The 23,590-nt window shown below is 70.7% G+C and carries 18 protein-coding genes; 11 read left to right on the top strand and 7 right to left on the bottom strand.

Features of this window, described 5'->3' with window-relative positions:
- Positions 1-9: 9 nt before the first annotated feature.
- Positions 10-1,434 carry an amidase gene (locus Q9R47_RS19785; protein WP_311234826.1) on the bottom strand — a complete coding sequence of 475 codons (1,425 nt, stop codon included), beginning with the start codon at positions 1,432-1,434 and terminating at the stop codon, positions 10-12.
- 292 nt (positions 1,435-1,726) lie between these two features.
- Between Q9R47_RS19785 and Q9R47_RS19780 the strand changes: the two genes are divergently transcribed.
- The 7 genes from Q9R47_RS19780 to Q9R47_RS19750 all read left to right on the top strand — a co-directional run bounded on the left by Q9R47_RS19780 (position 1,727) and on the right by Q9R47_RS19750 (position 9,144).
- Positions 1,727-2,830: an ABC transporter ATP-binding protein gene (locus tag Q9R47_RS19780; protein ID WP_311234825.1), complete on the top strand. Its 1,104-nt coding sequence runs from the start codon at positions 1,727-1,729 to the stop codon at positions 2,828-2,830.
- A 74-nt stretch (positions 2,831-2,904) separates the two neighbouring features.
- Complete coding sequence (locus Q9R47_RS19775) at positions 2,905-3,954, top strand: ABC transporter substrate-binding protein (RefSeq protein WP_311234824.1); 1,050 nt, start codon at positions 2,905-2,907, stop codon at positions 3,952-3,954.
- 25 nt (positions 3,955-3,979) lie between these two features.
- Positions 3,980-4,849 carry an ABC transporter permease gene (locus Q9R47_RS19770; protein WP_311234823.1) on the top strand — a complete coding sequence of 290 codons (870 nt, stop codon included), beginning with the start codon at positions 3,980-3,982 and terminating at the stop codon, positions 4,847-4,849.
- 18 nt (positions 4,850-4,867) lie between these two features.
- Positions 4,868-5,680, top strand: coding sequence for an ABC transporter permease (locus tag Q9R47_RS19765; RefSeq protein WP_311234822.1), 813 nt, complete (start codon positions 4,868-4,870; stop codon positions 5,678-5,680).
- A gap of 55 nt (positions 5,681-5,735) precedes the next feature.
- Entirely contained in the window at positions 5,736-7,166 is a 1,431-nt protein-coding gene (gene hydA / locus Q9R47_RS19760) for a dihydropyrimidinase (protein WP_311234821.1), read from the top strand.
- A gap of 30 nt (positions 7,167-7,196) precedes the next feature.
- Positions 7,197-7,943 (top strand): aspartate/glutamate racemase family protein, encoded by a 747-nt coding sequence (locus tag Q9R47_RS19755; protein WP_311234820.1) that lies wholly within the window; start codon positions 7,197-7,199, stop codon positions 7,941-7,943.
- 4 nt (positions 7,944-7,947) lie between these two features.
- Positions 7,948-9,144 (top strand): MFS transporter, encoded by a 1,197-nt coding sequence (locus Q9R47_RS19750; RefSeq protein WP_311234819.1) that lies wholly within the window; start codon positions 7,948-7,950, stop codon positions 9,142-9,144.
- Between the two features lie 37 nt (positions 9,145-9,181).
- On the opposite strand, the gene cobA is transcribed toward Q9R47_RS19750, so the two are convergent.
- The 5 genes from cobA to nirB all read right to left on the bottom strand — a co-directional run bounded on the left by cobA (position 9,182) and on the right by nirB (position 17,747).
- Positions 9,182-10,039 (bottom strand): uroporphyrinogen-III C-methyltransferase, encoded by an 858-nt coding sequence (cobA, locus tag Q9R47_RS19745; protein ID WP_311234818.1) that lies wholly within the window; start codon positions 10,037-10,039, stop codon positions 9,182-9,184.
- Positions 10,036-10,962: a DNA-binding protein YbiB gene (gene ybiB / locus Q9R47_RS19740; RefSeq protein ID WP_311234817.1), complete on the bottom strand. Its 927-nt coding sequence runs from the start codon at positions 10,960-10,962 to the stop codon at positions 10,036-10,038. Before ybiB ends, cobA begins: the two co-directional genes overlap by 4 nt.
- 79 nt (positions 10,963-11,041) lie before the next feature.
- A complete protein-coding gene (locus Q9R47_RS19735) occupies positions 11,042-13,933 on the bottom strand; it encodes a molybdopterin-dependent oxidoreductase (RefSeq protein ID WP_311234816.1) in 2,892 nt (963 codons plus the stop codon).
- 858 nt (positions 13,934-14,791) lie between these two features.
- The gene (gene nirD / locus Q9R47_RS19730) at positions 14,792-15,178 is read right to left on the bottom strand and encodes a nitrite reductase small subunit NirD (RefSeq protein WP_311234815.1); all 387 of its coding nucleotides are present in this window, start codon (positions 15,176-15,178) and stop codon (positions 14,792-14,794) included.
- Positions 15,179-15,248: 70 nt separating this feature from the next.
- Positions 15,249-17,747, bottom strand: a complete 2,499-nt coding sequence (gene nirB / locus Q9R47_RS19725; protein ID WP_311234814.1) for a nitrite reductase large subunit NirB — start codon at positions 17,745-17,747, stop codon at positions 15,249-15,251.
- 647 nt (positions 17,748-18,394) lie between these two features.
- Between nirB and Q9R47_RS19720 the strand changes: the two genes are divergently transcribed.
- Genes Q9R47_RS19720 through Q9R47_RS19705 form a run of 4 tightly spaced genes read left to right on the top strand, consistent with a single transcriptional unit; the run spans position 18,395 to position 22,944 of the window.
- A complete protein-coding gene (locus tag Q9R47_RS19720) occupies positions 18,395-20,056 on the top strand; it encodes a PAS domain-containing methyl-accepting chemotaxis protein (RefSeq protein WP_311234813.1) in 1,662 nt (553 codons plus the stop codon).
- Between the two features lie 23 nt (positions 20,057-20,079).
- On the top strand, positions 20,080-21,648 hold the full coding sequence (locus tag Q9R47_RS19715) for a chemotaxis protein CheW (protein WP_311234812.1): 1,569 nt from the start codon (positions 20,080-20,082) through the stop codon (positions 21,646-21,648).
- Positions 21,641-22,468 (top strand): protein-glutamate O-methyltransferase CheR, encoded by an 828-nt coding sequence (locus Q9R47_RS19710; RefSeq protein ID WP_311234811.1) that lies wholly within the window; start codon positions 21,641-21,643, stop codon positions 22,466-22,468. Before Q9R47_RS19715 ends, Q9R47_RS19710 begins: the two co-directional genes overlap by 8 nt.
- The gene (locus Q9R47_RS19705) at positions 22,465-22,944 is read left to right on the top strand and encodes a chemotaxis protein CheD (RefSeq protein WP_311234810.1); all 480 of its coding nucleotides are present in this window, start codon (positions 22,465-22,467) and stop codon (positions 22,942-22,944) included. Before Q9R47_RS19710 ends, Q9R47_RS19705 begins: the two co-directional genes overlap by 4 nt.
- 38 nt (positions 22,945-22,982) lie before the next feature.
- On the opposite strand, the gene Q9R47_RS19700 is transcribed toward Q9R47_RS19705, so the two are convergent.
- Positions 22,983-23,590, bottom strand: a 608-nt coding sequence (locus Q9R47_RS19700) for a TolC family protein (protein WP_311234809.1), incomplete at its 5' end; no start/stop codon positions are given.

Raw genomic sequence — 23,590 nt, 5'->3', positions numbered from 1 at the left:
TCAGCGCTTTCACCCGGCCATCAGGGGCGAGGGCGCGCCCGTGCCCAGCACCTGCTCGGCATGCCAGGCCAGCCGGAGCACGAAGGCATCCGAGAAGCGCGGCCCCGCGATCTGCAGGCCCACGGGCAGTCCGTTGCGGCCGGTGCCGCAGGGCAGCGACAGGGCTGGCACGCCGCCATAGTTGAAGAGCGGCGTGAAGGCCGCGTGCCCGCGCGGACCGGCCGGCAGGCCGCCGATCTCGGCCGGGCCCGGGCTGCCCAGAGGCCAGGCCTCGACGGGACTGGTGGGGCAAAGCAGGGCATCGTACCGGTCGAAGAACTGCGTGAAGCTGGCGTGGAAGGCCTCGCGCAGCTTGAGCAATTCGGCAATGCGCGTACCGGTGATGGAGAAACCCAGCTCGATCTGTGCTCCGATGTCCGGGTCCAGCCGCTCGGGGTGGGTGCGCCAGATGCCGCCGAAACGCTGGGCCAGGCCCGCCTGCTGCAGCGCGATCATGGGGTACTCGCGCGCGCCCTCGGGCCAGGCCGGGTCGGCCTGCTCGATCTGCCAGCCCGCGCCGCGCAGGCGTTCCACGGCGGCTTCCAGCGTGGCCAGCACGTCGGCGTCCACAGGCAGGCCGCAGCCCAGGTGGGGCGACCATGCCAGGCGCGGGGCTCCCGGCGGCCGGCGCAGGCCGGCCATGGCGTCGGGCACGGCGAAGGCGGGCGAGGAGAGCGGGTCCGCCGGGTCCCAGGCGGTGAGCGCGTCCAGCAGGAAGGCCACGTCCTCCACCGTGCGGCCGACCTGTCCGATCACCGACAGCAGGTGGTTGGGGTCGTCGAATCCCCAGGCGTTCGGCACGCGGCCGAGCGTTGGCTTCATGCCGACCAGGCCCGTGTGCGCAGCGGGGCGGCGGGTGGAGCCTCCTGCATCGGTCACCAGCGCCAGCGGGCCCAGTCCGGCGGCCACCGCAGCGACGGCACCGCCGGAGGAGCCGCCGGGCGTGCGCTCCAGGTCCCAGGGGTTGCGCGTGGCACCGTGCAGGGGTGTGTCGGTAATGCCCTTGCAGGCGAATTCGGAGCAGTTGGTCACGCCCAGCGGAACGGCACCCAGTGCGCGCAGGCGGGCCACGCACCAGGAGTCGCGCGGGGCGACGAAGTCGGCGAACACGCGCGAGCCGAAGGTGGCGGGGCGCCCGCCCAGCCACAGGTTGTCCTTGACGGTGAACAGCACGCCCGCCAGCGGCAGCGGCTCGCCGGCCGCCAGCCGGGCATCGACGTCGCGCGCGGCCTGCAGCGGCACCTCGGGGTCGAAGTCGGCGAAGGCATTGAGCCGAGGCTCCAGCCTCGCGACGCGTGCGCAGATGGCCTGGGCGATCTCTGTGGCGGAGATGTGGCGCGCGGTCACATGGGCGGCGGTCTGCAGTGCGGTCCACTGGTGGATGGGGTCTGGCATGGCGGCTCCTGGAATGCGGGGACGGGGAGGGGCTGGGACGGTGTGGGCGCCGCGCACATGGATGCACTTTTTCCGGGATTTGTATCCAATCTGGATCAGTTTTGCACCAGGGTGGAACACGCGCGGCGTCGCTGGATTGGATACAAGCAAGACGGGTTCCAGTTCCTCGTGCAGTTCTGCGTGTGTCGGTTCTTCTTGGAGAAGTGGCTGGCGATTCGCTGTTTTTCCTGGCACGGGAGGACTTTCCAAATTGGATACAAGAACTGGCACGCCGATTGCGTAAGTCCTGTCCATGGACAAGACCTTCGGACAAAGCCTCACGCTCGACGACATCGTTCACCGCTACGGTGGCGCGCTCGCCGTGGACCACGTGACCCTGGAGATCGCCGCGGGCGAACTGGTGGCGCTGCTGGGCCCCAGCGGCTGCGGCAAGACCACGCTGCTGCGCATCATCGCGGGCTTCATCCAGCAAAGCGGCGGCAAGGTCGTGGTGGGCGGGCGCCGCATCGACGAGCTGCCGCCCGCTCGCCGCAACATCGGCATCGTGTTCCAGAACTACGCCCTGTTCCCGCACATGACGGTGCAGGAGAACGTGGCCTACGGCCTGGCCGCACGGGGCACCGACCGGCAGGCGGCCCGCAAGCGCACCGCCGAGATGCTGGAGATGGTGCAGCTGGGGCACCTGGCGGGCCGGCTCACGCGCCAGCTCTCCGGCGGCCAGCAGCAGCGCGTGGCCCTGGCCCGGGCGCTGGCCATCGAGCCGCAGGTACTGCTGCTGGACGAACCGTTCTCGGCGCTCGACAAGAGCCTGCGGCTGGACATGCAGATCGAGATCAAGCGCATCCAGCGCGCCGCGGGCACCACGGCCCTGATCGTGACCCACGACCAGGAAGAGGCGCTGGGCATGGCCGACCGCGTGGCGGTGCTGAGCCAGGGCCGGCTGGAGCAGTTCGATGCGCCCTCGGCCGTGTACGACACGCCGGCCACCTATTTCGTGAACCAGTTCGTGGGCACGGCCAATGTGCTGCCCGGAACGCTGCAGGGCGTGGACGCCGGCCAGGCCCTGGTGCGGCTGGACGGCGGCGGCCTGATCGCCGCGCGGCCGCCGGCCGGCGTGGCGGTGGGCAGCCGCGTGGTGGCCTGCATCCGGCCGGAGAACCTGCGCGTGCTCGATGCCGGCGATGCGGCCGTCCACGGCGAAGGCGTGCTGCACGGCGCGGTGGAGCTGGGCATGCCGCTGGGCGCCACCGTGGTCCATGAGATCCGTACCCGCTTCGGGCAGGCGCTCAAGCTGGTGGAGCCCCGCGTTCCCGGCCTGCAGCCGCGCGGCGCGGGCACCTCGGTGGCGGTGCAGCCGGCCTCGGCGCACAGCGTGTCCGTGTTCGCCGCTCCCTGACGCCTCCCGGCGCGCCGCCCGTTTTCCTTTCCTCCGTCCCTTTCCGCAACCCTTCCCCCACCAAGAGAATCGCCATGACCCTGCCTCTCTCACGCCGCAACGTCCTGGGCAGCGCGCTCACCCTGGGCGCCATGCAATTGTTCCCGGGCATCAGCCGCGCCCAGGCGCGCAAGCTGGTGTTCGCCACCTTCACCGGCAGCTGGGAGGAGGCGCACCGTGCCGTGCTGGTGCCCGCCTTCAAGAAGGCCACGGGGCAGGACGTGCTGCTCGATCCCATGCTGTCGGTGGACCAGATCGCCAAGGTCACGGCAGCGCGCAACAACCCGCCCATCGACGTGATGCTGCACGACCCGGGCCCGGCCCTCGCCGCCGTGGCGCAGGGCCTGGTCGAGCCCTTCCCGCATGCCCAGAGCGCGAACTACAAGGACCTGATCCCCGAGGCGCAGGACCCGAACGGTCCGGCCATGTTCTTCCAGGTGGTGGGCATCACCTACAACCCCGAGAAGATCAAGACCCCGCCCACCTCGTGGGCCGACCTGTTCAAGCCCGAATACAAGGGCCGCGTGGGCATCACCAACCTCAATTCCACGCTGGGCACGGGCTTCCTGGTGGAGCTGGCGCGCATGCACGGCGGCAGCGAGGGCAACGTGGAAGAGGGCTTCAAGGCGATCGAGCGCCTCAAGCCCAACCTGGCGGCGGTGGCCGCCAACCCGGGCGCGCTGGCCGCGCTGTTCCAGCAGGGGCAGATCGACATCAGCCCGGGCAACTTCAACGCGATCCAGCTGCTGAAGGCGCGCGGCGTGCCCGTGGAGTTCGTCGCGCCCAAGGAAGGCGCCATCGCCTTCCGCACGCAGATCGAGATCGTGAAGAACACGCCCCACAAGGAGCTTGCCGCCAAGCTGATCGAGGTGGCGCTATCGCCCGAGGTGCAGACCAGGCTGATGCAGGCGCCCTACCTGGTCGTGCCCACGAACAGCAAGGTCAAGCTGGACGGAGAGATCGCGCGCGTGCTGGTCAAGGACGTGGCGGAGATGAAGAAGAAGTTCGTCTTCCAGGACTGGGCGAAGATCAACGAGCACCGCGCCGCCTGGATCGACCGCTTCAACCGCGAGATCAAGCTCTGATGCGCCCGACGAGGAACCCCGCGCGATGACCGTTGCCACCGCCAAGCTCCCTTCCGCCACGGGCTACAGCCTGGCGTTCGCCACGCCGCTGGCGGCTTTCTTCGTGCTGTTCTTCGTGGCGCCGCTGCTGCTGCTCCTGGTCGTGAGCTTCTACACCTCGCCGGAGCTCAAGGGCTTCGGCCTGGACCAGTACGCCAAGGTGGCCACCGACGGGTTCACGCTGCCGGTGCTGTTCGATACCCTCTGGCTGGGCGTGCAGACCACGCTGCTGTGCCTGGTGCTGGGCTATGCGCTGGCCTGGTGCTACGTGCGCAGCCCGGGCAGCGTGCAGCGGGTGCTGATGATCGCCATCCTCATGCCGCTGCTCACCAGCGTCGTGGTGCGCACGTTCGCGTGGGTGGTGATCCTGGGGCGCCAGGGCATCGTCAACGCGGTGCTGCTGGACCTGCACTGGATCCAGGAGCCGCTGAAGCTGCTCTACACCCGCCACGGGCTCATCGTGGTGCTGGCGAACGTGCAGCTGCCGCTGATGGCGCTTCCCCTCATCACCGCGCTGCAGAAGCTCGACCCGAACCTGGAAGACGCCTCGGCGGCCCTGGGCGCGGGGGCGCTGCGCACGTTCTGGCGCATCACGCTGCCGCTGACGGTGCCGGGCATCCTCGCGGGCTGCCTGCTCACTTTCTCGGCCAGCATCACCGCGTTCATCTCGCAGTCGCTCATCGGCGGCGGGCAGATGCTGTTCATGCCCATGTACATCTACCAGCAGGCGTCCTCGCTGCAGAACTGGCCGTTCGCTGCGGCGATCTCGCTGGTGTTTTTGGTGGCCGTGCTCGGCTGCGTGTCCCTGTTCAACCTCGTGGGCCGGCTCAGCCAGCGCCACGCCACCGCTGCCTGACCGCAGGCCGCCGCCGCCATGACCGCTCGCCGCCGCGAAACCTCCGCCATCGTCCTGGGCCTCGTGCTCGGTTCCCTGGCCTTGCTGGCCTTCCTGCTGCTGCTCGCCCCCACCGTGGTGGTGGTGGTGTTGTCGTTCACCGATGGCTATTCGCTGAAATTCCCGCCCCCGGGCTACTCGCTGCGCTGGTATGCCGCGCTGGCCGATGCCGACCAGTTGCAGTACGCCGTGCTCAACAGCCTGCAGGTGGCGGGCGGCGCCACGGTGGCTTCGGTGGTGATGGGGGTGGGTGCGGCGCTGGCCATCGCCCGCTCAGAGTCGCGCGTGGCGCGGGGGCTGGATGCGTTCTTCATGTCTCCGCTGATCCTGCCGGGTCTGGCCTTCGGGCTGGCGGCGCTGATCTACTTCTCGCACGTGGGCGTGCCGCTGTCGCTGTGGACGCTCATCATCGGCCACACGGTGGTGGGGGTGCCGTACGTGATCCGCACCACGGGCGCGGCGCTCACGCAGCTGCCCGGCGCGCTGCTGGAAAGCAGCGCCAGCCTGGGCGCCAGCCGCGCGTACACGTTCCGGCGCGTGACGCTGCCGCTGATCGCGCCGGGCATCGCGGCCGGGGCGTTCATCTGCTTCATGTCCTCGTTCGACAACGTGCCGGTGTCGCTCTTCCTGCGCGATGCTTCCAACGACATGCTTCCCATCCGCATGTGGTCCGACCTGGAGAGCCGGCTGGACGTGAGCATCGCCGCCATCTCCAGCCTGATGGTGTTCTTCACGCTCATCCTGATGGTGCTGATGGAGCGCTTCGCCGGCATCAGCCGCCGCATGCGCTGAGCCGTTCCGCGCCGCCTCTCCATCCCCCGCATCCCGCCGCCACCACGCCCTGTCCATGAGTACTCCCGACTTCGACCTCGTCGTGCGCCATGCGCACGTTTTCACCGCCGCCGACGAGACGCACTGCGACATCGCCATCCGCGCCGGCCGCATCGTGCAGCTGGGCCAGGGCCTGGGCTCGGGCGCGCGCGAGATCGACGCCGCCGGGCGCGCCGTGACGCCGGGCGGCGTGGACGCGCACTGCCACCTCGACCAGCCCATGGAGCCGCCCGCCCGCATGGCGGACGATTTCGATACCGGCACGCGCTCGGCGGCCTGCGGCGGCACGACCACGGTGATTCCCTTCGCCGCGCAGCACCGGGGGCAGTCGCTGCGCGCGGCGGTGGAGGACTACCGGGCCCGCGCGGCCGGCAAGGCCCACGTGGACTACGCCTTCCACATGATCGTGAGCGACCCGACGCCCGCCGTGCTGCGCGACGAGTTGCCGGCGCTGATCCGCGAGGGCTTCACGTCGTTCAAGATCTACATGACCTACGACGACATGAAGCTGGACGACGGGCAGATCCTCGATCTGCTGGACGTGGCGCGGGAAGAGGGTGCGATGGCCATGCTGCATGCCGAGAACGCCGACTGCATCGAGTGGCTCACGCGGCGGCTGGAGGCGGCAGGCCGCACGGCGCCCCGCTACCACGCGCATGCGCGCCCCATGTTGGTGGAGCGCGAGGCTACGCACCGGGCGATCGCGCTGGCCCAGCTGGTGGACGTGCCGATCCTGATCGTCCACGTCTCCGGCCGCGAGGCGGTGGAGCAGATCCGCTGGGCGCGGGCGCACGGCCTGCAGGTGTTCGCCGAGACCTGCCCGCAGTACCTGTTTCTCACCGCGGAAGACCTGGGAATCGACGACGGCTACCGGGGCGCGCGCTGCGTGTGCAGCCCGCCGCCGCGCGATGCCGGCAACCAGCAGGTGATCTGGGACGGCCTGACCGACGGCCTCTTCACCGTGTTCTCTTCCGACCACGCGCCCTTCCGGTACGACGCGCCCGAGGGCAAGAAACCCGGCGGGAAGGAGGTGCCGTTCCGCCACATTCCCAACGGCATCCCGGGGCTGGAGACGCGCATGCCGCTGCTGTGGTCCGAGGGCGTGCTGGCAGGGCGCATGACGCCGCAGCGCTTCGTGGAGCTGACGGCGACCGGCCCGGCGCGGGCCTACGGACTGCACCCGCGCAAGGGCTCTATCGCGGTGGGCGCGGATGCCGACCTCGTGGTGTGGGACGAGCGCCCCGTGGAGATCCGCAACGAGCGCCTGCACCATGCCGTGGACTACACGCCCTACGAAGGGCGCATGCTGCGCGCCTGGCCGGGCCTCACGCTGAGCCGGGGCGAGGTGGTGTGGGACGGGCAGGACTTCCACCCCCGGCCGGGGCGCGGCGAACTGCTGGCGTGCGGGCGGCCCAGCCTGTGGCCCCGCCGCCGGGCCGGCCATTGAAGCTCCATCCGGAAAAAGAAGGACCTCGCCATGCGCCTGCTCGTACTCAATCCCAATATCTCCGACAGCGTGACCGCGCTGATCGGCGCCGAGGCGCGCCTCAGCGCCTCGCCGGGCACGGAGATCACCCTGCAGACCGCGCCGCTGGGCGTGGCCTACATCGAAACCCGCTTCGAGGCGCTGATCGGTGCCTACGCGGCGGCGCAGATGGCCGCCGAACACCACGCGGGGCACGATGCGGTGATCGTGGCCGCGTTCGGCGATCCGGGCCTGGCGGGCCTGCGCGAAGCGCTGCCCGTGCCCGTGCTGGGCATGACCGAATCCGCGCTGGCGAGCGCCTGCCTGCTGGGGCAGCGTTTCTCGATCATCGCGATCTCGCAGCGCATCCAGTCGTGGTACCGCGAGGTGGTGCAGGCCAACGGCCTTTCCGGGCGGCTGGCCAGCATCCGTGCGCTGGACCGGCCCCTGCCGCGCATCGACCAGGTGCAGGGTGACCATGCCCAGGCCCTGCGCACGCTGTGCGAGCGCGCGGTGGCGGAGGACGGCGCCGACGTGATCGTGCTGGCCGGCGCTCCACTGGCAGGGTTGGCGCGCAGCCTGCATGGGCAGCTGCCGGTGCCGGTGGTGGAGGGCGTGTCCAGCGCCGTGCGGCATGCCGAATCGCTGGTGGCGCTGCAGCCGGGCAAGGCCGTGGCCGGCAGTTTCGCGCGGCCGCCGCACAAGCCGCACCGTGGCCTGCCCGACGCGCTGGCCCGCCTGCTCGACGGCCCGCCCTGACCCCATGGCGCACCCCGCAGCCTCTGGCCTGCCCGCGGCGCTGCCGGCCATGACGGCGGTACAGGCGGCCGTGGCGCTGGGCACCTTCGCGCTGTCGGTGCTGGCACCGCAGCTGGGCGTGGGCGTGCAGGCGCTGGGATGGCTGGGCAGCGCGCTGTTCGGCGTGGGAGCGATGGCCGCGCTGGGAAGCGGCACGCTGATCCGCCGCTGGGGCGATGCCCGGCTGGCCGCGCTGTGCATGCTGCTGGTGGCGCTGGCCATGGCCTGCCTGGCCGCCGATGCGCTGGGACTGGGGCCGGCCCGGTGGTCGCTGTGGCCAGCCGTGCTGCTGCTCGGGCTCGCTTTCGGACCCGAGACTCCGGCCAGCGCGTCGGTGCTGGCCCGCGTGACGCCTCCCGCACGCCGGCCCTGGGTGTTTTCCATCCGCCAGACGGGCAACCAGATCGGCGCGATGGCCGGCTCGCTGCTGCTGCCCTGGTTGTTCGTGCGCCACCGGGCCGCGCCCTTCGTGGCGGTGGCGGCCGTGGCGCTGGCCGTGGGAGCGGCCTGCCTGCGGGTGGCCCGCTTCCTGGCCGGGGCGCACGCCGCGCCGGCCGTGCCACCGGGCGCGGCCGATCGGCGCAGCGGGTTGCGCGACATCGCCGCGTCGCCCCACCTGCGCATGCTCACGCTCGCTGCGGCGGTGTTCACGGCGGTGCAGGTGTGCCTGAACTTCTTCGCCGTGAGCCACGCGGTGCATCACTGGCGCCTGCCCGTGCCCGCGGCCGTGGCCTGGGTGGCCTGGATGCAGGCGAGCGGTCTGGCCGGGCGGTTGCTGTGGGGCCGGGTGGCCCTGCGGCCGGGCGTGGCCTTGCGGCGCCTGCTGGGCGCGCTGGGCTGCACCATGGGCGTCGCCGGCCTGCTGCTGTTCCTGTGGCCGGGCGTGCCGGAGTCCGGAGTGCTGGCCCTGCTGCTGGGATTGCTGGGCCTGAGCGCGAGCGGCTGGAACGGCGTGCTGCTGGCCGAGGTGGCGGGCACGGCCGGGCCTGCGCGCGCGGGCGCCGTCACCGGTGCGGTGCTGCTGTTCGGCTATGCGGCGCTGGCGCTGGCGCCGCTGGGTTTCGCGGCCCTGGGCGCCCGGATGGGAACCGGCGCCGCGTACTCCGTGTTGCTGGCCCTTGCGGGGCTGCTGGGGGCGGGGCTGCTGGCCCGCCGGCCGTAGCGGCCGGCTCCCGCCCCGGGCGCGGAAGCTGGCGCCTTCAGCCGGCGTGCCGCAGCGGCGGCGGCGCGACCGGCACCGGCTGGCCCAGTCCCGTGCCCGCGGCGGCCTCCACGCCGGCGGCCACGTCGCCCACGACGATGACGGAGGGGCTGCCGAGCTGCTCGCGCTCGATGGTGGCGTGCAGTTCGCCCAGGGTGGTGAGCGCATGGCGCTGGCAGGGCAGGCTCACGTGCTGGATGACGACCACGGGCGTGCAGGCGGGCAGGCCGGTCAGCAGTTCCTGCTGGATGTGCGCCGCGCTGCTCACGCCCATGTAGATCACCAGCGTGAGGCGCGCCGCGCGCGCCGTGGCGGCGAGCTGCCGCCAGTCGGTGCCGCTGTCGCCGGGCTTGGCGTGCCCGGTGACGAACACCACGCCGTGCGCATGCTCGCGGTGCGTGAGCGGCGTGCCCAGCAGGGTCATGCCCGCCAGTCCCGCGGTGATGCCGTTGACCACCGTGACCGCGATGCCGGCGGCGTGCAGGTGCTCCACCTCCTCGCCGCCGCGGCCGAAGATGAACGGATCGCCGCCCTTCAGGCGCACCACGTTCTCGCCCTCGTGCACGGCCATCACCATCAGCTTCTCGATGAAGGCCTGCGGCGTGCTCTTGCAGCCGCCGCGCTTGCCCACGTGGACCACGCGCGCGCCGGGCGCGGCGAGGGCGACGATCTCGTCGCTCACCAGGTCGTCCACCAGCAGCACGGTGGCGGCCTGGATCGCCTTGAGGGCCTTGATCGTGAGCAGTTCGGGATCGCCCGGGCCCGCGCCGACGAGCGTGCAGGTGCCGCGCGGCAGCGCGCCATAGGGGCGGCGGTTGTCGGGGGTATCGGTCGGCGGCGTGGCGGGGCGGTTCATGGGGCGGTCTCCGGAGTGGTCTGGCGGGCCAGACGCAAAATGTGTTCCACCTGGCGGGAGAGCGGGGCCGGCACGGGCAGTTCGCCCGCGAGCACCTGCTGCGTGTAGCGCGCGGTGGCCTCGACGCCGATGTCGGCGGGCAGGCCGGGTACCTCGCTCGCGGTGCCGGGCTGCTGCTCGTCCCACACATGGTGCGCGCCGCGCACGAAGGCGTCGTAACGGGGCGTGCGGCGCGGATCGGCGGCGACCTCGCCCTCCAGCCCGCGCGAGAGCAGCACGTCCATGCCGCGCGCGGCGAAGGTGGCGTGCAGCATCTCCTGGTATTCGGGATGGGTGTAGGCGGTGACCAGCAGCGACGGGCCGCGCACCGGATTCATGAGCTTCACCACGCTGTGGCCGGGGTTGCGCAGGCCGACCACCTCGCGCACCGCCAGCAGCCGCGCGAGGCCGGGGCACAGCAGCCCGGTGTGGATATGGGCGACGCTGCCCGCGGGCACCGCCTCCAGCGACTCCATCGGCGCGGTACCGAGGGCACTCAGCACATCGCTCGCCAGGACGCGCCGCGCCTCGGTGCGCATGCCGTGCAGCAGCACGGGAAGGCCCTCGCGCGCCAGCAGCAGGGCGAGCAGCGGCGTCAGCACCGGCAGTTTGCGGGCGCCGTTGTAGCTGGGCAGCACCACGGTCGGCACGTCACCGGCCGGGATCGGCGCGAGCCGCGCATGGGTGGCGTCGAGGAAGCCGCACATCTCGTCGGCCGTCTCGCCCTTGATGCGCATGGCGATGCAGAAGGCACCCACTTCGTAGTCGGTGACCTGCCCGTCGAGCACCTGCCCGAAGAGATCGGCGGCCTGTTCGCGGCCGATGGCGCGCGCGCCGCGCGCACCCCGGCCGAGTTCCTTGAGGTAATGGCTGATGCTGCCCATGGGAGCGAAAAAAATAGGATCGTGGAGCGGAGCGGGACCGCAGGGACGCGCATTGTCCCGTAATTCAGAGAACTTCTGGTTATATGGAGGCCTCGGCGGGCAAGGCCGCGGGCGCGCACGCCTGCACCATGCGCCGCAGCTCGGGCACGCAGGAGCCGCACTGCGTGCCGCAGCCCAGCGCCGATTGCAGCTGGGCCAGCCGCTCCGCGTCGCTGCCGCGGCAATGCGCCAGCCGTCCGCTGATGGCGGCGTCGGTCACGTTCATGCAACTGCACACGGGCCTGCCGCGCGACTGCACGGCGAGCGCTCCCGCCGGTGCCTGCGCGCCCGGGGCGAGCAGCAGGCGGCCGTAGGCCTGCGCCGGCTGCTCTTCCTGCAGCAGCGTGCGCAGCCAGGATTCGGCGCGGATGTCGCCGGCCAGCAGCGCGGCATGGAGCCGCAGGTCGGCGTCGGCAGTACCGCCAGCGCGCTCCAGGCGCAGCGCGCGGCGCTGGCCGCGCTGCCGGTCGGCGTAGCGCAGCGTGTCGGGGCCGGCCAGACCGAGCAGGGCCTCGATGCGCGAGAGCGTCGCGTCCGGTACGGGCTGGGTCGCCGCCGCGCGCAGCAGCACGCCGTGGCGTTCGCGGCCGGGTTCCGACAGCGGCGCGTTGTTGCTGAACGGCACGCAGACCGCGAAGGGGAATTCGGCCATCAGCTCCGCGATCCGCGCGCGCGCCGACAGCACCTCGCCCTCGGGCAGCCACGCGAGGCCGAGCAGGCGCCAGGGCAGGTCCACCTTCTCGATCCGGACCGGCGTGTGCTTGAGTTCGGGCTGCCGGGAGATGGGGCAGAAGACCGGCGAGGTGAGCGCGTTCACCCCCAGCGCCGCGCCGCGGGTGCCGCCGTGGCCGCCCAGCACCTCGCTGCCCCAGTGCATCGCGATGAAGGCCTGCGTGAGACCCACGTCGGTGCTTGCCTGCACGGGCAATGTGACCGCTCCGCGCTCGCTGGCGACCTGGACGAGGTCGCCTTCGGCGAGCCGGCGGAGCTCCATGTCCTGCGGGTGCAACTGCACGCAGGGCTCGGGCACGTGGCCGAACAGCCGGCCGATCGTGCCCGTGCGGCTCATGCCGTGCCACTGGTCGCGCAGCCGGCCGGTGGTGAGGCTGAACGGATAGCGCGCGTTGCGCGGCTCGGCCACCGGCCGCCAGGGCGCGGCGGCGAACCGCGCGCGGCCGTCGGGCGTGGGGAAGATGCCATCCTCATAGAGGCGCGCACGCCCTTCTGTAGCCCCTTCGGGGAACGGCCAGTGCTGCGGCCCGCGCGATTCCAGCAGCGGCCAGGAGAGGCCGGTGATGTCCAGGTCGCGCCCGCGCGTGCTCTCGCGGTGCTCGTTCCAGATCGCCTCGGCGCCGGCCTCCGGTTGGGCTGTTTCGTACGGGAACAGCGTGGGGCGGCCCGGGCGGAGCCGCGCTTCGAGGCGCCGCGCGAACTCCGTCGCGATCACCCAGTCGTGGCGCGCATCGCCGGGTGCCGGCACGGCCGCGCGCACGCGCGAGATGCGCCGCTCGCTGTTGGTGACCGTGCCGGTCTTCTCGCCCCAGGTGGTGGCGGGCAGCAGCAGGTCGGCGTACTGCGCGGTGGCCGTGGTGGAGAAGGCTTCCTGCAGCACGACGAACTCGGCGCGCTCCAGCGCGCGGCGCACCGTGGCCTGGTCCGGCAGGCTCTGCGCCGGGTTGGTGCAGGCGATCCAGAGCGCGCGGATTTCTCCGTCGGCCGCGGCCTGGAACATCTCCACCGCCGTCTTGCCGGGCGTGGCGGGCACGTCGGGCACGCCCCAGAGCGCCGCCACTTCGGCCCGGTGGGCCGGGTCGGCGAGGTCGCGGTGCGCGGACAGCAGGTTCGCCAGCCCTCCCACCTCGCGCCCGCCCATCGCGTTCGGCTGCCCCGTGAGCGAGAAGGGCCCCGCGCCGGGCCGCCCGATCTGCCCGCAGGCGAGGTGCAGGTTGATGAGCGCGGCGTTCTTGTCGGTGCCGCTGCTGCTCTGGTTCAGGCCCTGGCAGTACAGGCTCAGCGTTGGCGCGCGGGCCCCGCTGCCGGCGGGCGCCGCATCGCTGCCGCCCAGCGCGAACCAGCGCGCGGCCGTGGCGAGCTGCGCCTCGGTGATGCCGCAGGTCTGCGCCACGCGCGCGGGCGTGCAGTCGCGCACCAGGGCCTTGAGCGCGTCGAAGCCGCGGGTGTGCGCGGCGATGTAGTCCGTATCCACCCAGCCTTCCCAGAGCATGAGGTGCAGCATGCCGTGGCAGAGCATCACGTCCGAGCCCGGCAGGATGGGCAGGTGCAGGTCCGCCATCGCGGCCGTCTCGGTGCGGCGCGGGTCGGCCACGATGATCTTCAGGTGCGGATTCGCGGCGCGCGCGTCTTCGATGCGGCGGAACAGGATGGGGTGCGCCCACGCCGTGTTGCTGCCCGTGATTAACAGGCACTGCGCGAGCGCGAGGTCTTCATAGCAGGCCGGCGGTGCGTCCGCGCCCAGCGTGGCCTTGTAGCCCGCGACGGCGCTGCTCATGCACAGGCGCGAGTTGGTATCGATGTTGTTCGTGCCCACCAGGCCCTTGGCGAGCTTGTTGAAGGCGTAGTAGTCCTCGGTGAGCAACTGGCCCGAGACGTAGAAGCCGACGGCATCGGGTCCGTGGGCCTGCACGATGCCGGCGAATCGCGTGGCCGCCATCTCCAGGGCCGCGTCCCAGCCGATGGCGGTGGGCGCCTGGCCGCGCCGGGCGCGGTGCAGGGGTGCGAGCAGGCGGGTCTGCAGGGTGACGGGCTGCGCGGCGGTGAGGTGGAGCGTGGAGCCCTTGGTACAGAGGCGGCCGAAGTTGGCGGGGTGCGTGGGGTCGCCGCGCACGCCGGTGATCCGGCCGGCGGTGGATTCGATGATGACGCCGCAGCCGGTGCCGCAGTAGGGGCAGGTGGATTGGGTTTCGGTGTGCATGGCGGGGCGGCTGGGTTTTGTTGAGGGGCTTTTGTTGGGGGCTTTTTTTATCGGTGCTGGGAGGTTGCTTCCCGGGGCCGGGATGTGCGCCCGGCGGCGCACCTACTTTCTTTTGCTTCGCCAAAAGAAAGTAGGCAAAGAAAAGGCGAGCCCTGGTGTCTGCGTCCCCCTTCGCCCCTGGGGGGGCGAAGGGGGCAGCCTGTGGTGCTCGGTCGCGGGGCGGCGCCGTGGAACTCGCTTCGCGCACTTTGTGCGCTGCGCTCGGACAGCCACGGCAGATCAGTCCACGAAGCAGGCGTGTCCTGCGGCACGCCTGCCCGCCCCGCGCCCTGCGCTCCTCGGCGCAGACACAAGGGCGGGGTGCAGCACACGGGCCATTGCTTCGCTCGGCCTGGGGTGCGCGAGTGCTTCGCACCGCGCACCCCGATGTTTCGGAAGGGCGCCGCTGGTCTTTGGCCGAGCGCAGCGACGGCCTGCCTTCCCGCAGGGGCCGAGCGCAGCGATGGCCCGTGTCGCTCCCTTCTGGATGCGCCTGGGGCGCGCAGGGGGCGGGGTGGCGGGCGTGCCGAAGGACACGCCTGCTTCGTGGACTGATCTGCCGTGGCTGTCCGAACGTAGCGCGCCAGCGCGCAGTGAGTTCCACGGCACACCCCGCCCCCGAGCACCCCAGGTTGCCCCGTTCGCCCCGCGGGCGAACGGGGTCGCAGACAGCAGGGTCGCCCTTTCTTTGGTTACTTTCTTTCGGCGAAGCGAAAGAAAGTGACTCGCCCGCCGGGGCGACATCCCGGCTCCGGAAAGAAAAGGCATCACCAATCTGCATAACGTCTCGATGCTCGGCACACAAGGAGGCGTGGAGACTCACTCCACCCCCACCCCCCGCTTCACCGGCCCCGCCACAGGCCTCGTCTCCCCCACCGCATGCCCCTCCAGCTCCCCCGCATCCAGAAACACCCCCCCATCCTCCACCTTCACCGCGAACCGCGGCGTGCACCCTTCGTCCGGCGCGGCCGCCTGGCCGTCGCACAGCCCGATGCTCCAGTTGTGCAGCGGGCAGGCGACGCTGCGCCCGTACACGATGCCTTGCGAGAGCGGGCCGCCCTTGTGGGGGCAGCGGTCGAGCAGGGCGAACACTTCACCGGAGTCGTTGCGGAACACGGCGACGTCCAGGCCGTGCGGCCGGGACACGCGGCGCGCGCCGAGCACGGGGATGTCGTCCACGCGGCAGATGGGGGTCCATTGGGTCATCGGGGGCCTCTCGCGGGTTTCGGGGGTCTCATGGGAATGGGGGGAGGGAAGGATCGGGCCGGCCACGCAATCACCGGGCCGTTGCGGCTGCAGCCGTGGCGGAGACGGAGGCTTCGACGGGAGCCAGCGGCACGAACTGCCGCGTGTCCACCGCCGCCTTGTCGAACTCGAACCACGGATCGGGCTCGCCGTCGAGCGCGAACTGCAGCTGTTCCCAGAGCGCCTTGCGCCCCGCGTGGTCTTCGAGGATGCGCTTCTTCACATGGTCCAGGCCGACGCGGTTCACGTAGTGCACCGTGCGCTCCAGGTACCAGCCCTCCTGGCGGTAGAGCTCGCAGAAGGCACCGGTGTATTCGAGCACTTCCTCGGCGGTCTTGAGCTTGGTGAGGAAGTGCGCCACCTCGGTCTTGATGCCGCCGTTGCCGGCGACGTACATCTCCCAGCCGGAATCCACGCCGATGATGCCCACGTCCTTGATGCCGGATTCCGCGCAGTTGCGCGGGCAGCCGCTCACGGCGAATTTCACCTTGTGCGGGGCGTACATGCGCCACATCGCGCGCTCCAGGTCCTTGCCCATCTGCGTGCTGTCCTGCGTGCCCATGCGGCACCATTCGCTGCCCACGCAGGTCTTCACCGTGCGCAGCGCCTTGGCGTAGGCATGGCCGCTGGGCATACCGATGTCCTTCCAGACATTGACGAGGTCTTCCTTCTTCACGCCGAGCAGGTCGATGCGCTGGCCACCCGTGACCTTCACGGTGGGGATGTGGTATTTGTCCACCGCGTCGGCGATGCGGCGCAGTTCGTCGGCCGTGGTTTCGCCGCCCCACATGCGCGGCACCACGCTGTACGTGCCGTCCTTCTGGATGTTCGCGTGCGAGCGCTCGTTGATCGCGCGGCTCTGCGGATCGTCCTTCGCCTCCTTGGGCCAGGTGCTGATCAGGTAGTAGTTCACGGCGGGCCGGCAGGTGGGGCAGCCGTTGGGCGTCTTCCACCCCAGGAACTGGAACACGCCCTGGATGGTGAGCAGCCGGTGCGTGCGGATCGCGTCGCGCACCGCCTGGTGGCCGTGGTCGGTGCAGCCGCAGATGGCTTTCGTCTTGGGCGTGGCGGAGTAGTCGCCGCCCGCGGTGAACATGATGATCTGCTCCACCAGGCCGGTGCACGAGCCGCAGCTCGCGCTGGCCTTGGTGTGCTTGCGCACGTCCTCCAGCGTGAAGAGGCCCTTGTCCTTGATGGCCTTGCAGATGGCGCCCTTGGTGACGCCGTTGCAGCCGCAGACTTCGTCCGCGTCCTGCATGGCCGCGGCCTTGTTCTGGCCCTGGTGGCCGGCGTCGCCGATGTTCGATTCGCCGAACATGAGCTTGTCGCGGATGTCGCCGATCGCGCGGCCTTCGCGCAGCAGCTTGAAGTACCAGCTGCCGTCCACCGTGTCGCCGTAGAGGCACGCGCCCACCAGCTTGTCGTCCTGGATGACGAGCTTCTTGTAGACGCCGCCCCCGGCAGCGTACGGGTCGCTCATCACGATCTCTTCCGTGCCTTCGCCGCCCTGGAAGTTGCCGGCCGAGAACAGGTCGATGCCCGTCACCTTCAGCTTGGTGGAGGTGAGCGAGCCCTGGTAGCGGCCGATGCCGTATTCGGCGAGGTGGTTGGCCAGCACCTTGCCCTGCTCGAAGAGCGGCGCCACGAGGCCGTAGGCAATGCCGCGGTGCGCCGCGCATTCGCCCACGGCGTAGATGCGCGGGTCGGTCACGGTCTGCAGCGTGTCGCTCACGACGATGCCGCGGTTCACGTGCAGGCGCATGCTCTCGGCCAGCTGCGTGCTGGGGCGGATGCCCACGGCCATCACGACGAGCTGCGCGGGCACCTCGGTGCCGTCCTTGAAGCGCACGGCGGCCACGCGGCCGGCATCGTCGCCCACGAGTTCCTGCGTCTGCGCCTTCATGAGAAAGCCCATGCCGCGCTCCACCAGGGATTTCTGCAGCATGCGGCCCGCCACGTCGTCGAGCTGGCGCTCCATGAGCCATTCGCTCGCGTGCACCACGGTGACGCGCATGCCGCGCTTCATGAGGCCGTTGGCGGCCTCCAGCCCCAGCAGGCCGCCGCCGATCACGACGGCGTCGCGGTAGGTGGCGGCGGCGTCGATCATGGCCTGCGTGTCGGCGATGTCGCGGTAGGCGAGCACGCCCTGCAGATCCTTGCCGGGAATCGGCAGGATGAAGGGGTTCGAGCCGGTGGCGATGATGAGGCGGTCGTAGGGCGCCTCGATCGTGCGGCCCTCGGCGTCCGTGCCGCGCACGATGCGGCGCGTGCGGTCCACCTCGCGCACGGTGCAGCCCGCGTGCAGGGTGATGCGGTTCTCTTCATACCACGCCCAGTCGTTGAGGACGATCTCCTCCAGCGTCTGCTCGCCCGCGAGCACCGGCGAGAGCAGGATGCGGTTGTAGTTGGGGTGCGGCTCGGCGCCGAACACGGTGATCTCGTACAGATCGGGCGCGATCTTCAGCAGCTCCTCGAGCGTGCGCACGCCGGCCATGCCGTTGCCCACCATCACCAGTCTGGATTTTTTCATCGGGACCCCCACGGGCGGTTCGGAAAACAAAAAAGGCGTCCGCACCCCGCGAGTGCCGCTACAACGGGCCGCTCGCACGGGTGGGGACGCCTTCGTCCTGGGCCTGCACCGATTGCGCCATTGCAAGGGGGCGGGCCGCGTGGCCAGCCTCGGCCACACGGGGGCTATTGCAATGCGCGTGCCAGCATGTGGAGACCCTCTGCTTTGCAGCCATGGCGGGGAGGACCGCCCTCTGCAGCCCAGGGACGGGGCGGGCGCATGCGCGGTGTCCGCCATGGCAGCCACTCCGGTCCTCCGCGGTACGGTGCGCCGGCACGACCCTGTTTGGTGCGGTGTGCCGGATTGGTGCAAGTGGGCGCCAGGCAGCGGGCCGCTGCATTTCGCACTCCGGCGTGTCGCTTCGGCTCGGAGCTTTCCACGGGCCTGAAGAGCGCCACCGTGCAGTAGGTCATCTCAGAAATGGCCCGAATGCGCACGGCCGAGTCGTTTTCCGCCACGTAGGACAATAACTAATATTTGAATCAGTTGTAGCAATTTGTGAGATATTTCCCGGCCATCCCTCTATTGGATGAAAGCCCAGCATGCCAATGTCGAAGAAATGACAGTTTAGTGCGCGGGAATTTGTCAATACCACACTACAGAAATTCATGTCCGACCACCCCGCGACCGCCGCCATCTCCTCCCAACAGCCCTCCAAGGTCGAGCAAGAACTGGCCGAAGCCTTGATCCGCTTCGATCTGGTCAACAAGAGCGCCAGCGAGGGCCTGTGGGACATGACATACCCCGCCAACGGCAACGTCGAGCCGCAGACGCCGTTCTGGTGGTCCGATCAATTCCGCAAGCTGCTGGGCTACCAGGACGAGAGCGACTTCCCGAACGTGCTCGACAGCTGGGGCTCGCTGCTGCACCCCGAGGACAGCGGCCCGACGTTCGACGCGTTCGCCGCGCACCTGACCGACAAGACGGGCAAGACTCCGTATGACCTCGAGTACCGCTGCAAGGTGCGTTCGGGCGAGTACCGCTGGTTCCGCGCGCGCGGCACCACCCTGCGCGACGCCGAGGGCAACCCGCTGCGCGTGGCCGGCTCGCTCAAGGACATCACGGAAGAACGGCGCCAGAAGGAAGAGCTGGACGGCGCGCTGATCCGCTTCGACCTGGTGAACCAGAGCGCCAGCGAAGGCCTGTGGGACATGGCATACCCCGCCGACGGCAACATCGGTCCGCAGACGCCGTTCTGGTGGTCCGACCGGTTCCGCAAGCTGCTGGGTTACCAGGGCGAGAGCGACTTCCCGAACGTGCTCGACAGCTGGGGCTCGCTGCTGCACCCCGAGGACAGCGGTCCGACGTTCGACGCGTTCGCCGCCCATCTGAGCGACAAGACGGGCAAGACGCCCTACGACCTGGAATACCGCTGCAAGATGCGTTCGGGCGAATACCGCTGGTTCCGCGCGCGCGGCACCACGCTGCGCGACGCCGAGGGCAACCCGCTGCGCGTGGCCGGCTCGCTCAAGGACATCGACGACGAGAAGCGCCGCGCCGAAGACCTGGACCGCTCCATCGGCTCGCTCGTCGATAGCCTGTCGGAACAGACCCGGGGCATCCTCGGCAAGTCCGGCGCCGTGTCCACCGGCGCGCAGGCGCTGTGCGCGACGACCGAGGAGATGAACGCCTCGATCGAGGAGCTGACGGCGTCGATCCACAGCATCGCGCAGAACGCGAAGGGCACGGATTCCGTCGCACGCCACACGCAGGAAGAGGCCGAGCAGGGCGCCCAGGCGATCAACAAGGCCATCGAATCCATGGAAGTGCTCGGCCGCTCGTCGGAAGACATGTCCGAGATCGTCAAGGTCATCAGCGAGATCGCGAGCCAGACCAACATGCTGGCCTTCAACGCGGCCATCGAAGCCGCCCGCGCGGGCGAGCACGGCCTGGGCTTCTCGGTGGTGGCCGACGAGGTGCGCAAGCTGGCCGAGCGTTCTTCCCAGGCGACGAAGGAAATCTCCAAGCTGATCAACGGCTCCGTGAAGCTGATCGTGCAGGGCAGCGACGTCTCCAGGCAGGCGGGCGACGCGTTCACCAAGATCGTCAAGAGCATCCGCCAGACCGGCCAGGCGATCTCCGAGGTGTCCAGCGCCGCCGAGGAGCAGCTGGGCGCGGTCAAGATGATCGGCGATGCCATCCAGCACATCGCCGAGGAAACCGAAAAGGCGGCGTCCGCATCGGAGGGCATCGACATGGCGTGCCGCGACCTCGACGGCGGAGCGCAGCGCCTCAGTGCCGCCTTCGCCGACTTCAAGGCCAAGGGCTGACCTGCCGCGCGAGGAGAGCAGCTTTGAGCAGTACGCCGCACACCCCTGCGGCGGCCCCACCGGCATCCGCCGGGCAGGCCGTCTACGCATCCTTCACGCTCGGCGACGAGGAATTCGCCGTCGACGTCCGGCACGTCCAGGAGGCGGTCAACCTGCCGGCCAGGGTCGTGCCGATGCCGCTGGCGCCCGACTTCGTGCGGGGCGTCTTCAATCTGCGCGGCTCCATCGTTCCCATGCTCGACATGCGGCGCCTGATGGGCCTGGACGGCGAGGCCGGCCCGACGGACCCCAAGGTGGTGATCGTCCAGCACCACGGCGTCCGCCTCGGGCTGCTGTTCGACGACACCCGCCGGGTGATGCGCCCGCGCGGCGACGAGCGCACGCTGTTCAGCTACCAGGACAGCTCCGTGCACCGCGTGGTCGCGGGCGTGCTCAAGATCCGCGGCGATCTGGTGCGCGTGCTGGACCTCGCCCGGCTGGTGGCGATCGAGAACGTGCCCCGCGCCGGCCATGCGGCGGGTGCCGCCGAGGCCTCGCGGGCCCAGCGCACGCGCAAGCGCTGCATCACCTTCCGCGTCGGCAACCTGCTGCTGGCTTTCGGCATCCACGGAGTGCACGAGATCGTGCAGGCCCGGGGCATCGAGCGATCGCCGGTGCAGGACGAACTGTGCGCGGGCGTGATGCACATCCGCGACGACGTCGTGCCCGTGGTGCGCTTCAGGGACCTGCTGCAGATCGCTCCTGTCGATCGGGCCGAAGGCCGGGAGGGCGATGGCGGCGATGATGGCGATGGCGCCACCGGGGAGGACGACGGGCAGCGCATCGTCGTCCTGAAGGCCGGAGCGATGCACGTCGGCCTGCTGGTCGACAGCGTCGAGGCGATCGTTGCCTATGCCGAAGACGACGTGATGCACGTTCCGGTGCTCACGCGCCACCGCGCCGGCATGTTCGTGGGCTGCCTGGATCTGGACGAGCGCGGCCACGTGTTCCTGCTCGACAGCCAGGGCGTGCTGGACCATGGCGAGATCGGCCGGATCTCCGGGCAGCACAGCAGCCTGTTCGCCTCGCGCGAGCGGCAGGGACGGGCTTCCGAGCGGCAGGGCGGCGCGCGCCAGACCTTCCTGTGGTTCGACTCGAAGCAGGCGTTCGGCCTGCCGATGCGGGACGTGCGCGAGATCATCGACTGCAGCCAGGGGCTGATTCCCGTGCCCGGGGCGCCGGACTTCGTGCGCGGCATGTACAACCTGCGCGGCCGGCTGGTGACGGTGGTGGATGTGCGCCGCTTCTATCAGATGGGCGAGCCGCCGCCGGACGAGGTGCTGGAGCCGAAGGTGGTGGTGCTGGAGCAGGGCGACACCCTGCTGGGGCTGCAGGTCGACCGGGTGCGCAGCATCGTGCACATCGACGCCCGCGGCAAGTACGCCGTGCCCACGCTGATGCGCAACGCGCTGTCGGCCCGGACCCGCCACCACGTCGCCGAAGTGCTGGAAACCACCGACGAGAGGCAGCAGCCCGCCCATGTGCTGACCCTGGACGCCGCCCGGATCTTCGAGACCATCGGCGAGCTGGAGGCGGACATGGCCGATGCCTGAGTTCGGCGGCATGGACGAGGCCACCCTGCAGCGCCTGCTGGGCCTGGTGCGCGAACACACCGGGGTGCACATGGTGGACGCCAAGAAGACCATGCTGCAGGCCCGGCTGCGCCCGCGCATGCGTGGCCTCGCCATCGCCTCGTATGCGGGTTACGTGGAGCATCTGGAGCGGCACGGCGACGAGCGCGCGCATTTCATCGATGCGGTGACCACGCACCAGACCGCGTTCTTCCGCACACCGAAGGTGTGGCAGTACTTCAGCGACGTCTTCCTGCCCGGCTGGATCGGCCAGGGCGCCGGGCGGCCGCTGCGGATCTGGTCCGCCGCCGCGTCGACGGGCGAGGAGGCCTGCACGATCGCGATCTGCTGCGAGGAAGCCCGCCGGCGGCATCCCGGCTTCGCCTACGAGATCCTCGGCACCGACATCAGCACCGGCGTGCTGGCCCAGGCGCGCGCGGGCCGGTATGCAGGCTCCTCGGTGGCGGGCTTCCGCGCAAGCCATCCGGATCTTTTCGAGCGCCACGATGCCGCCCGGCAGCCCGGCCACTTCATGCTGGAGGCCCCGGTGCGCCAGCGCATGGCGTTCGAGCCGCACAACCTGCTGGCCCCCGGCCCATGGCGGGACCATTTCGACATCGTGTTCCTGCGCAACGTGCTGATCTACTTCACCGCCGAGGACATCCGCGCCGTCGTCCGCCACCTCGCGCCGGCGCTGCGCGCGCGCGGCACGCTGGTGATCGGCGAATCGGAATCGCTCACGTCCCTGGACGTGCCGTTCCAGTTCGTGCAGCCGCAGATCTACGAGCGGACGGCGGCATGACGGACCGCCAGCAGCCGGTGCACGTGCGCATGGGGGAACTGGCGCTTGGCACCGCCCCCGACCTGCTGAAGGCCACCCTGGGCTCGTGCGTCGGCATCGCTTTCGTCTGGAAATCGCGCAACCTGTTCGCGCTGGCCCACTGCCTGCTGCCCCATGCGCCCGGCCCGGGCATGCCGCCTGGCGCGCGCTACGTGGACCAGGCCGTGCAGTCCCTGTTGCTGCGCCTGCAGGCGGGGCCTGCTGACTATGCACAGATCGAAGCCCACCTCGCCGGCGGAGCCAGCATGCGCGAGGGCGGGACCGCAGGCCAGCGCACGCCCGTGGTGGGAGCGCTCAACGTCGAGGCCGCGCTCCAGTTGCTGCAGGCCCGCGGCATCGCCGTGCATTCGCAGGACACGGGCGGCACCTGTGCCCGGCAGATCCGTGTGGACTGCGCCGAGGCGTCCGTCAGCGTCGCCCGCGTCTCGGCACCGTGATGGCGCGCTGAGCGCGCCGTCCCGGACGCGGAGCGAGGTCAACTGCTGCCGCCTTGCTCCGCGCTCCATCCGCCGAGCACCTTGTAGAGCGTGACCCGGTTCACCTGCTCCGTGAGCTGCAGTGCGATCAATCCCTGCTGCGCGGCGTAGAGCGACCGCTGCGCGTCCAGCACCGCGAGGTAGCTGTCCGCCCCCAGCCGCCAGCGTGCCAGCGTGAGGTCCAGCGCGCGCTGGGTGTTGGCGACCAGCGAGGCCTGGGCCTGCAGCCGCTCCTGCAGCGTGGCGCGGTCGGCCAGGGCGTCGGCGGCTTCGCGGAAGGCCGTCTGCACCGCCTTGTCGTACTGCGCGACCGCCGTCTCGCGCGCCACCTCGGCCACGCGCAGGTTGGCCTGGTTGCGGCCGCCGTCGAAGATCGGCAGGCGGATCTGCGGGGCGAAGCTCCAGGTGCCGTTGCCCGCGCCGAACAGGCCCGACAACTGGTTGCTGGCCGTGCCCACGCTGGTCGTGAGCGTGATCGACGGGAAGAACGCGGCGCGCGCGGCGCCGATGCTGGCGTAGCTGCCCTGCAGCGAGCGTTCGGCGGCCTGGATGTCCGGGCGCCGCAGCAGCGCGCTGGAGGGCAGGTCGGCGGGCACCGCGAGCAGCG

This window comes from Acidovorax sp. PRC11 (assembly GCF_031844105.1).
Taxonomy (GTDB): Bacteria; Pseudomonadota; Gammaproteobacteria; order Burkholderiales; family Burkholderiaceae_C; genus Paracidovorax.
This window is presented reverse-complemented; position numbering and strand designations above follow the sequence as displayed.

Excerpts from the sequence above, each read along its gene's own strand:
- nirD (WP_311234815.1), bottom strand. The coding sequence starts at position 15,178 with ATGACCCAATGGACCCCCATCTGCCGCGTGGACGACATCCCCGTGCTC.
- hydA (WP_311234821.1), top strand. The coding sequence starts at position 5,736 with ATGAGTACTCCCGACTTCGACCTCGTCGTGCGCCATGCGCACGTTTTC.
- nirB (WP_311234814.1), bottom strand. The coding sequence starts at position 17,747 with ATGAAAAAATCCAGACTGGTGATGGTGGGCAACGGCATGGCCGGCGTG.
- Q9R47_RS19780 (WP_311234825.1), top strand. The coding sequence starts at position 1,727 with ATGGACAAGACCTTCGGACAAAGCCTCACGCTCGACGACATCGTTCAC.
- Q9R47_RS19775 (WP_311234824.1), top strand. The coding sequence starts at position 2,905 with ATGACCCTGCCTCTCTCACGCCGCAACGTCCTGGGCAGCGCGCTCACC.
- Q9R47_RS19720 (WP_311234813.1), top strand. The coding sequence starts at position 18,395 with ATGTCCGACCACCCCGCGACCGCCGCCATCTCCTCCCAACAGCCCTCC.
- ybiB (WP_311234817.1), bottom strand. The coding sequence starts at position 10,962 with ATGGGCAGCATCAGCCATTACCTCAAGGAACTCGGCCGGGGTGCGCGC.
- Q9R47_RS19765 (WP_311234822.1), top strand. The coding sequence starts at position 4,868 with ATGACCGCTCGCCGCCGCGAAACCTCCGCCATCGTCCTGGGCCTCGTG.
- Q9R47_RS19785 (WP_311234826.1), bottom strand. The coding sequence starts at position 1,434 with ATGCCAGACCCCATCCACCAGTGGACCGCACTGCAGACCGCCGCCCAT.
- Q9R47_RS19705 (WP_311234810.1), top strand. The coding sequence starts at position 22,465 with ATGACGGACCGCCAGCAGCCGGTGCACGTGCGCATGGGGGAACTGGCG.
- Q9R47_RS19755 (WP_311234820.1), top strand. The coding sequence starts at position 7,197 with ATGCGCCTGCTCGTACTCAATCCCAATATCTCCGACAGCGTGACCGCG.
- Q9R47_RS19770 (WP_311234823.1), top strand. The coding sequence starts at position 3,980 with ATGACCGTTGCCACCGCCAAGCTCCCTTCCGCCACGGGCTACAGCCTG.
- Q9R47_RS19710 (WP_311234811.1), top strand. The coding sequence starts at position 21,641 with ATGCCTGAGTTCGGCGGCATGGACGAGGCCACCCTGCAGCGCCTGCTG.
- Q9R47_RS19735 (WP_311234816.1), bottom strand. The coding sequence starts at position 13,933 with ATGCACACCGAAACCCAATCCACCTGCCCCTACTGCGGCACCGGCTGC.
- cobA (WP_311234818.1), bottom strand. The coding sequence starts at position 10,039 with ATGAACCGCCCCGCCACGCCGCCGACCGATACCCCCGACAACCGCCGC.
- Q9R47_RS19750 (WP_311234819.1), top strand. The coding sequence starts at position 7,948 with ATGGCGCACCCCGCAGCCTCTGGCCTGCCCGCGGCGCTGCCGGCCATG.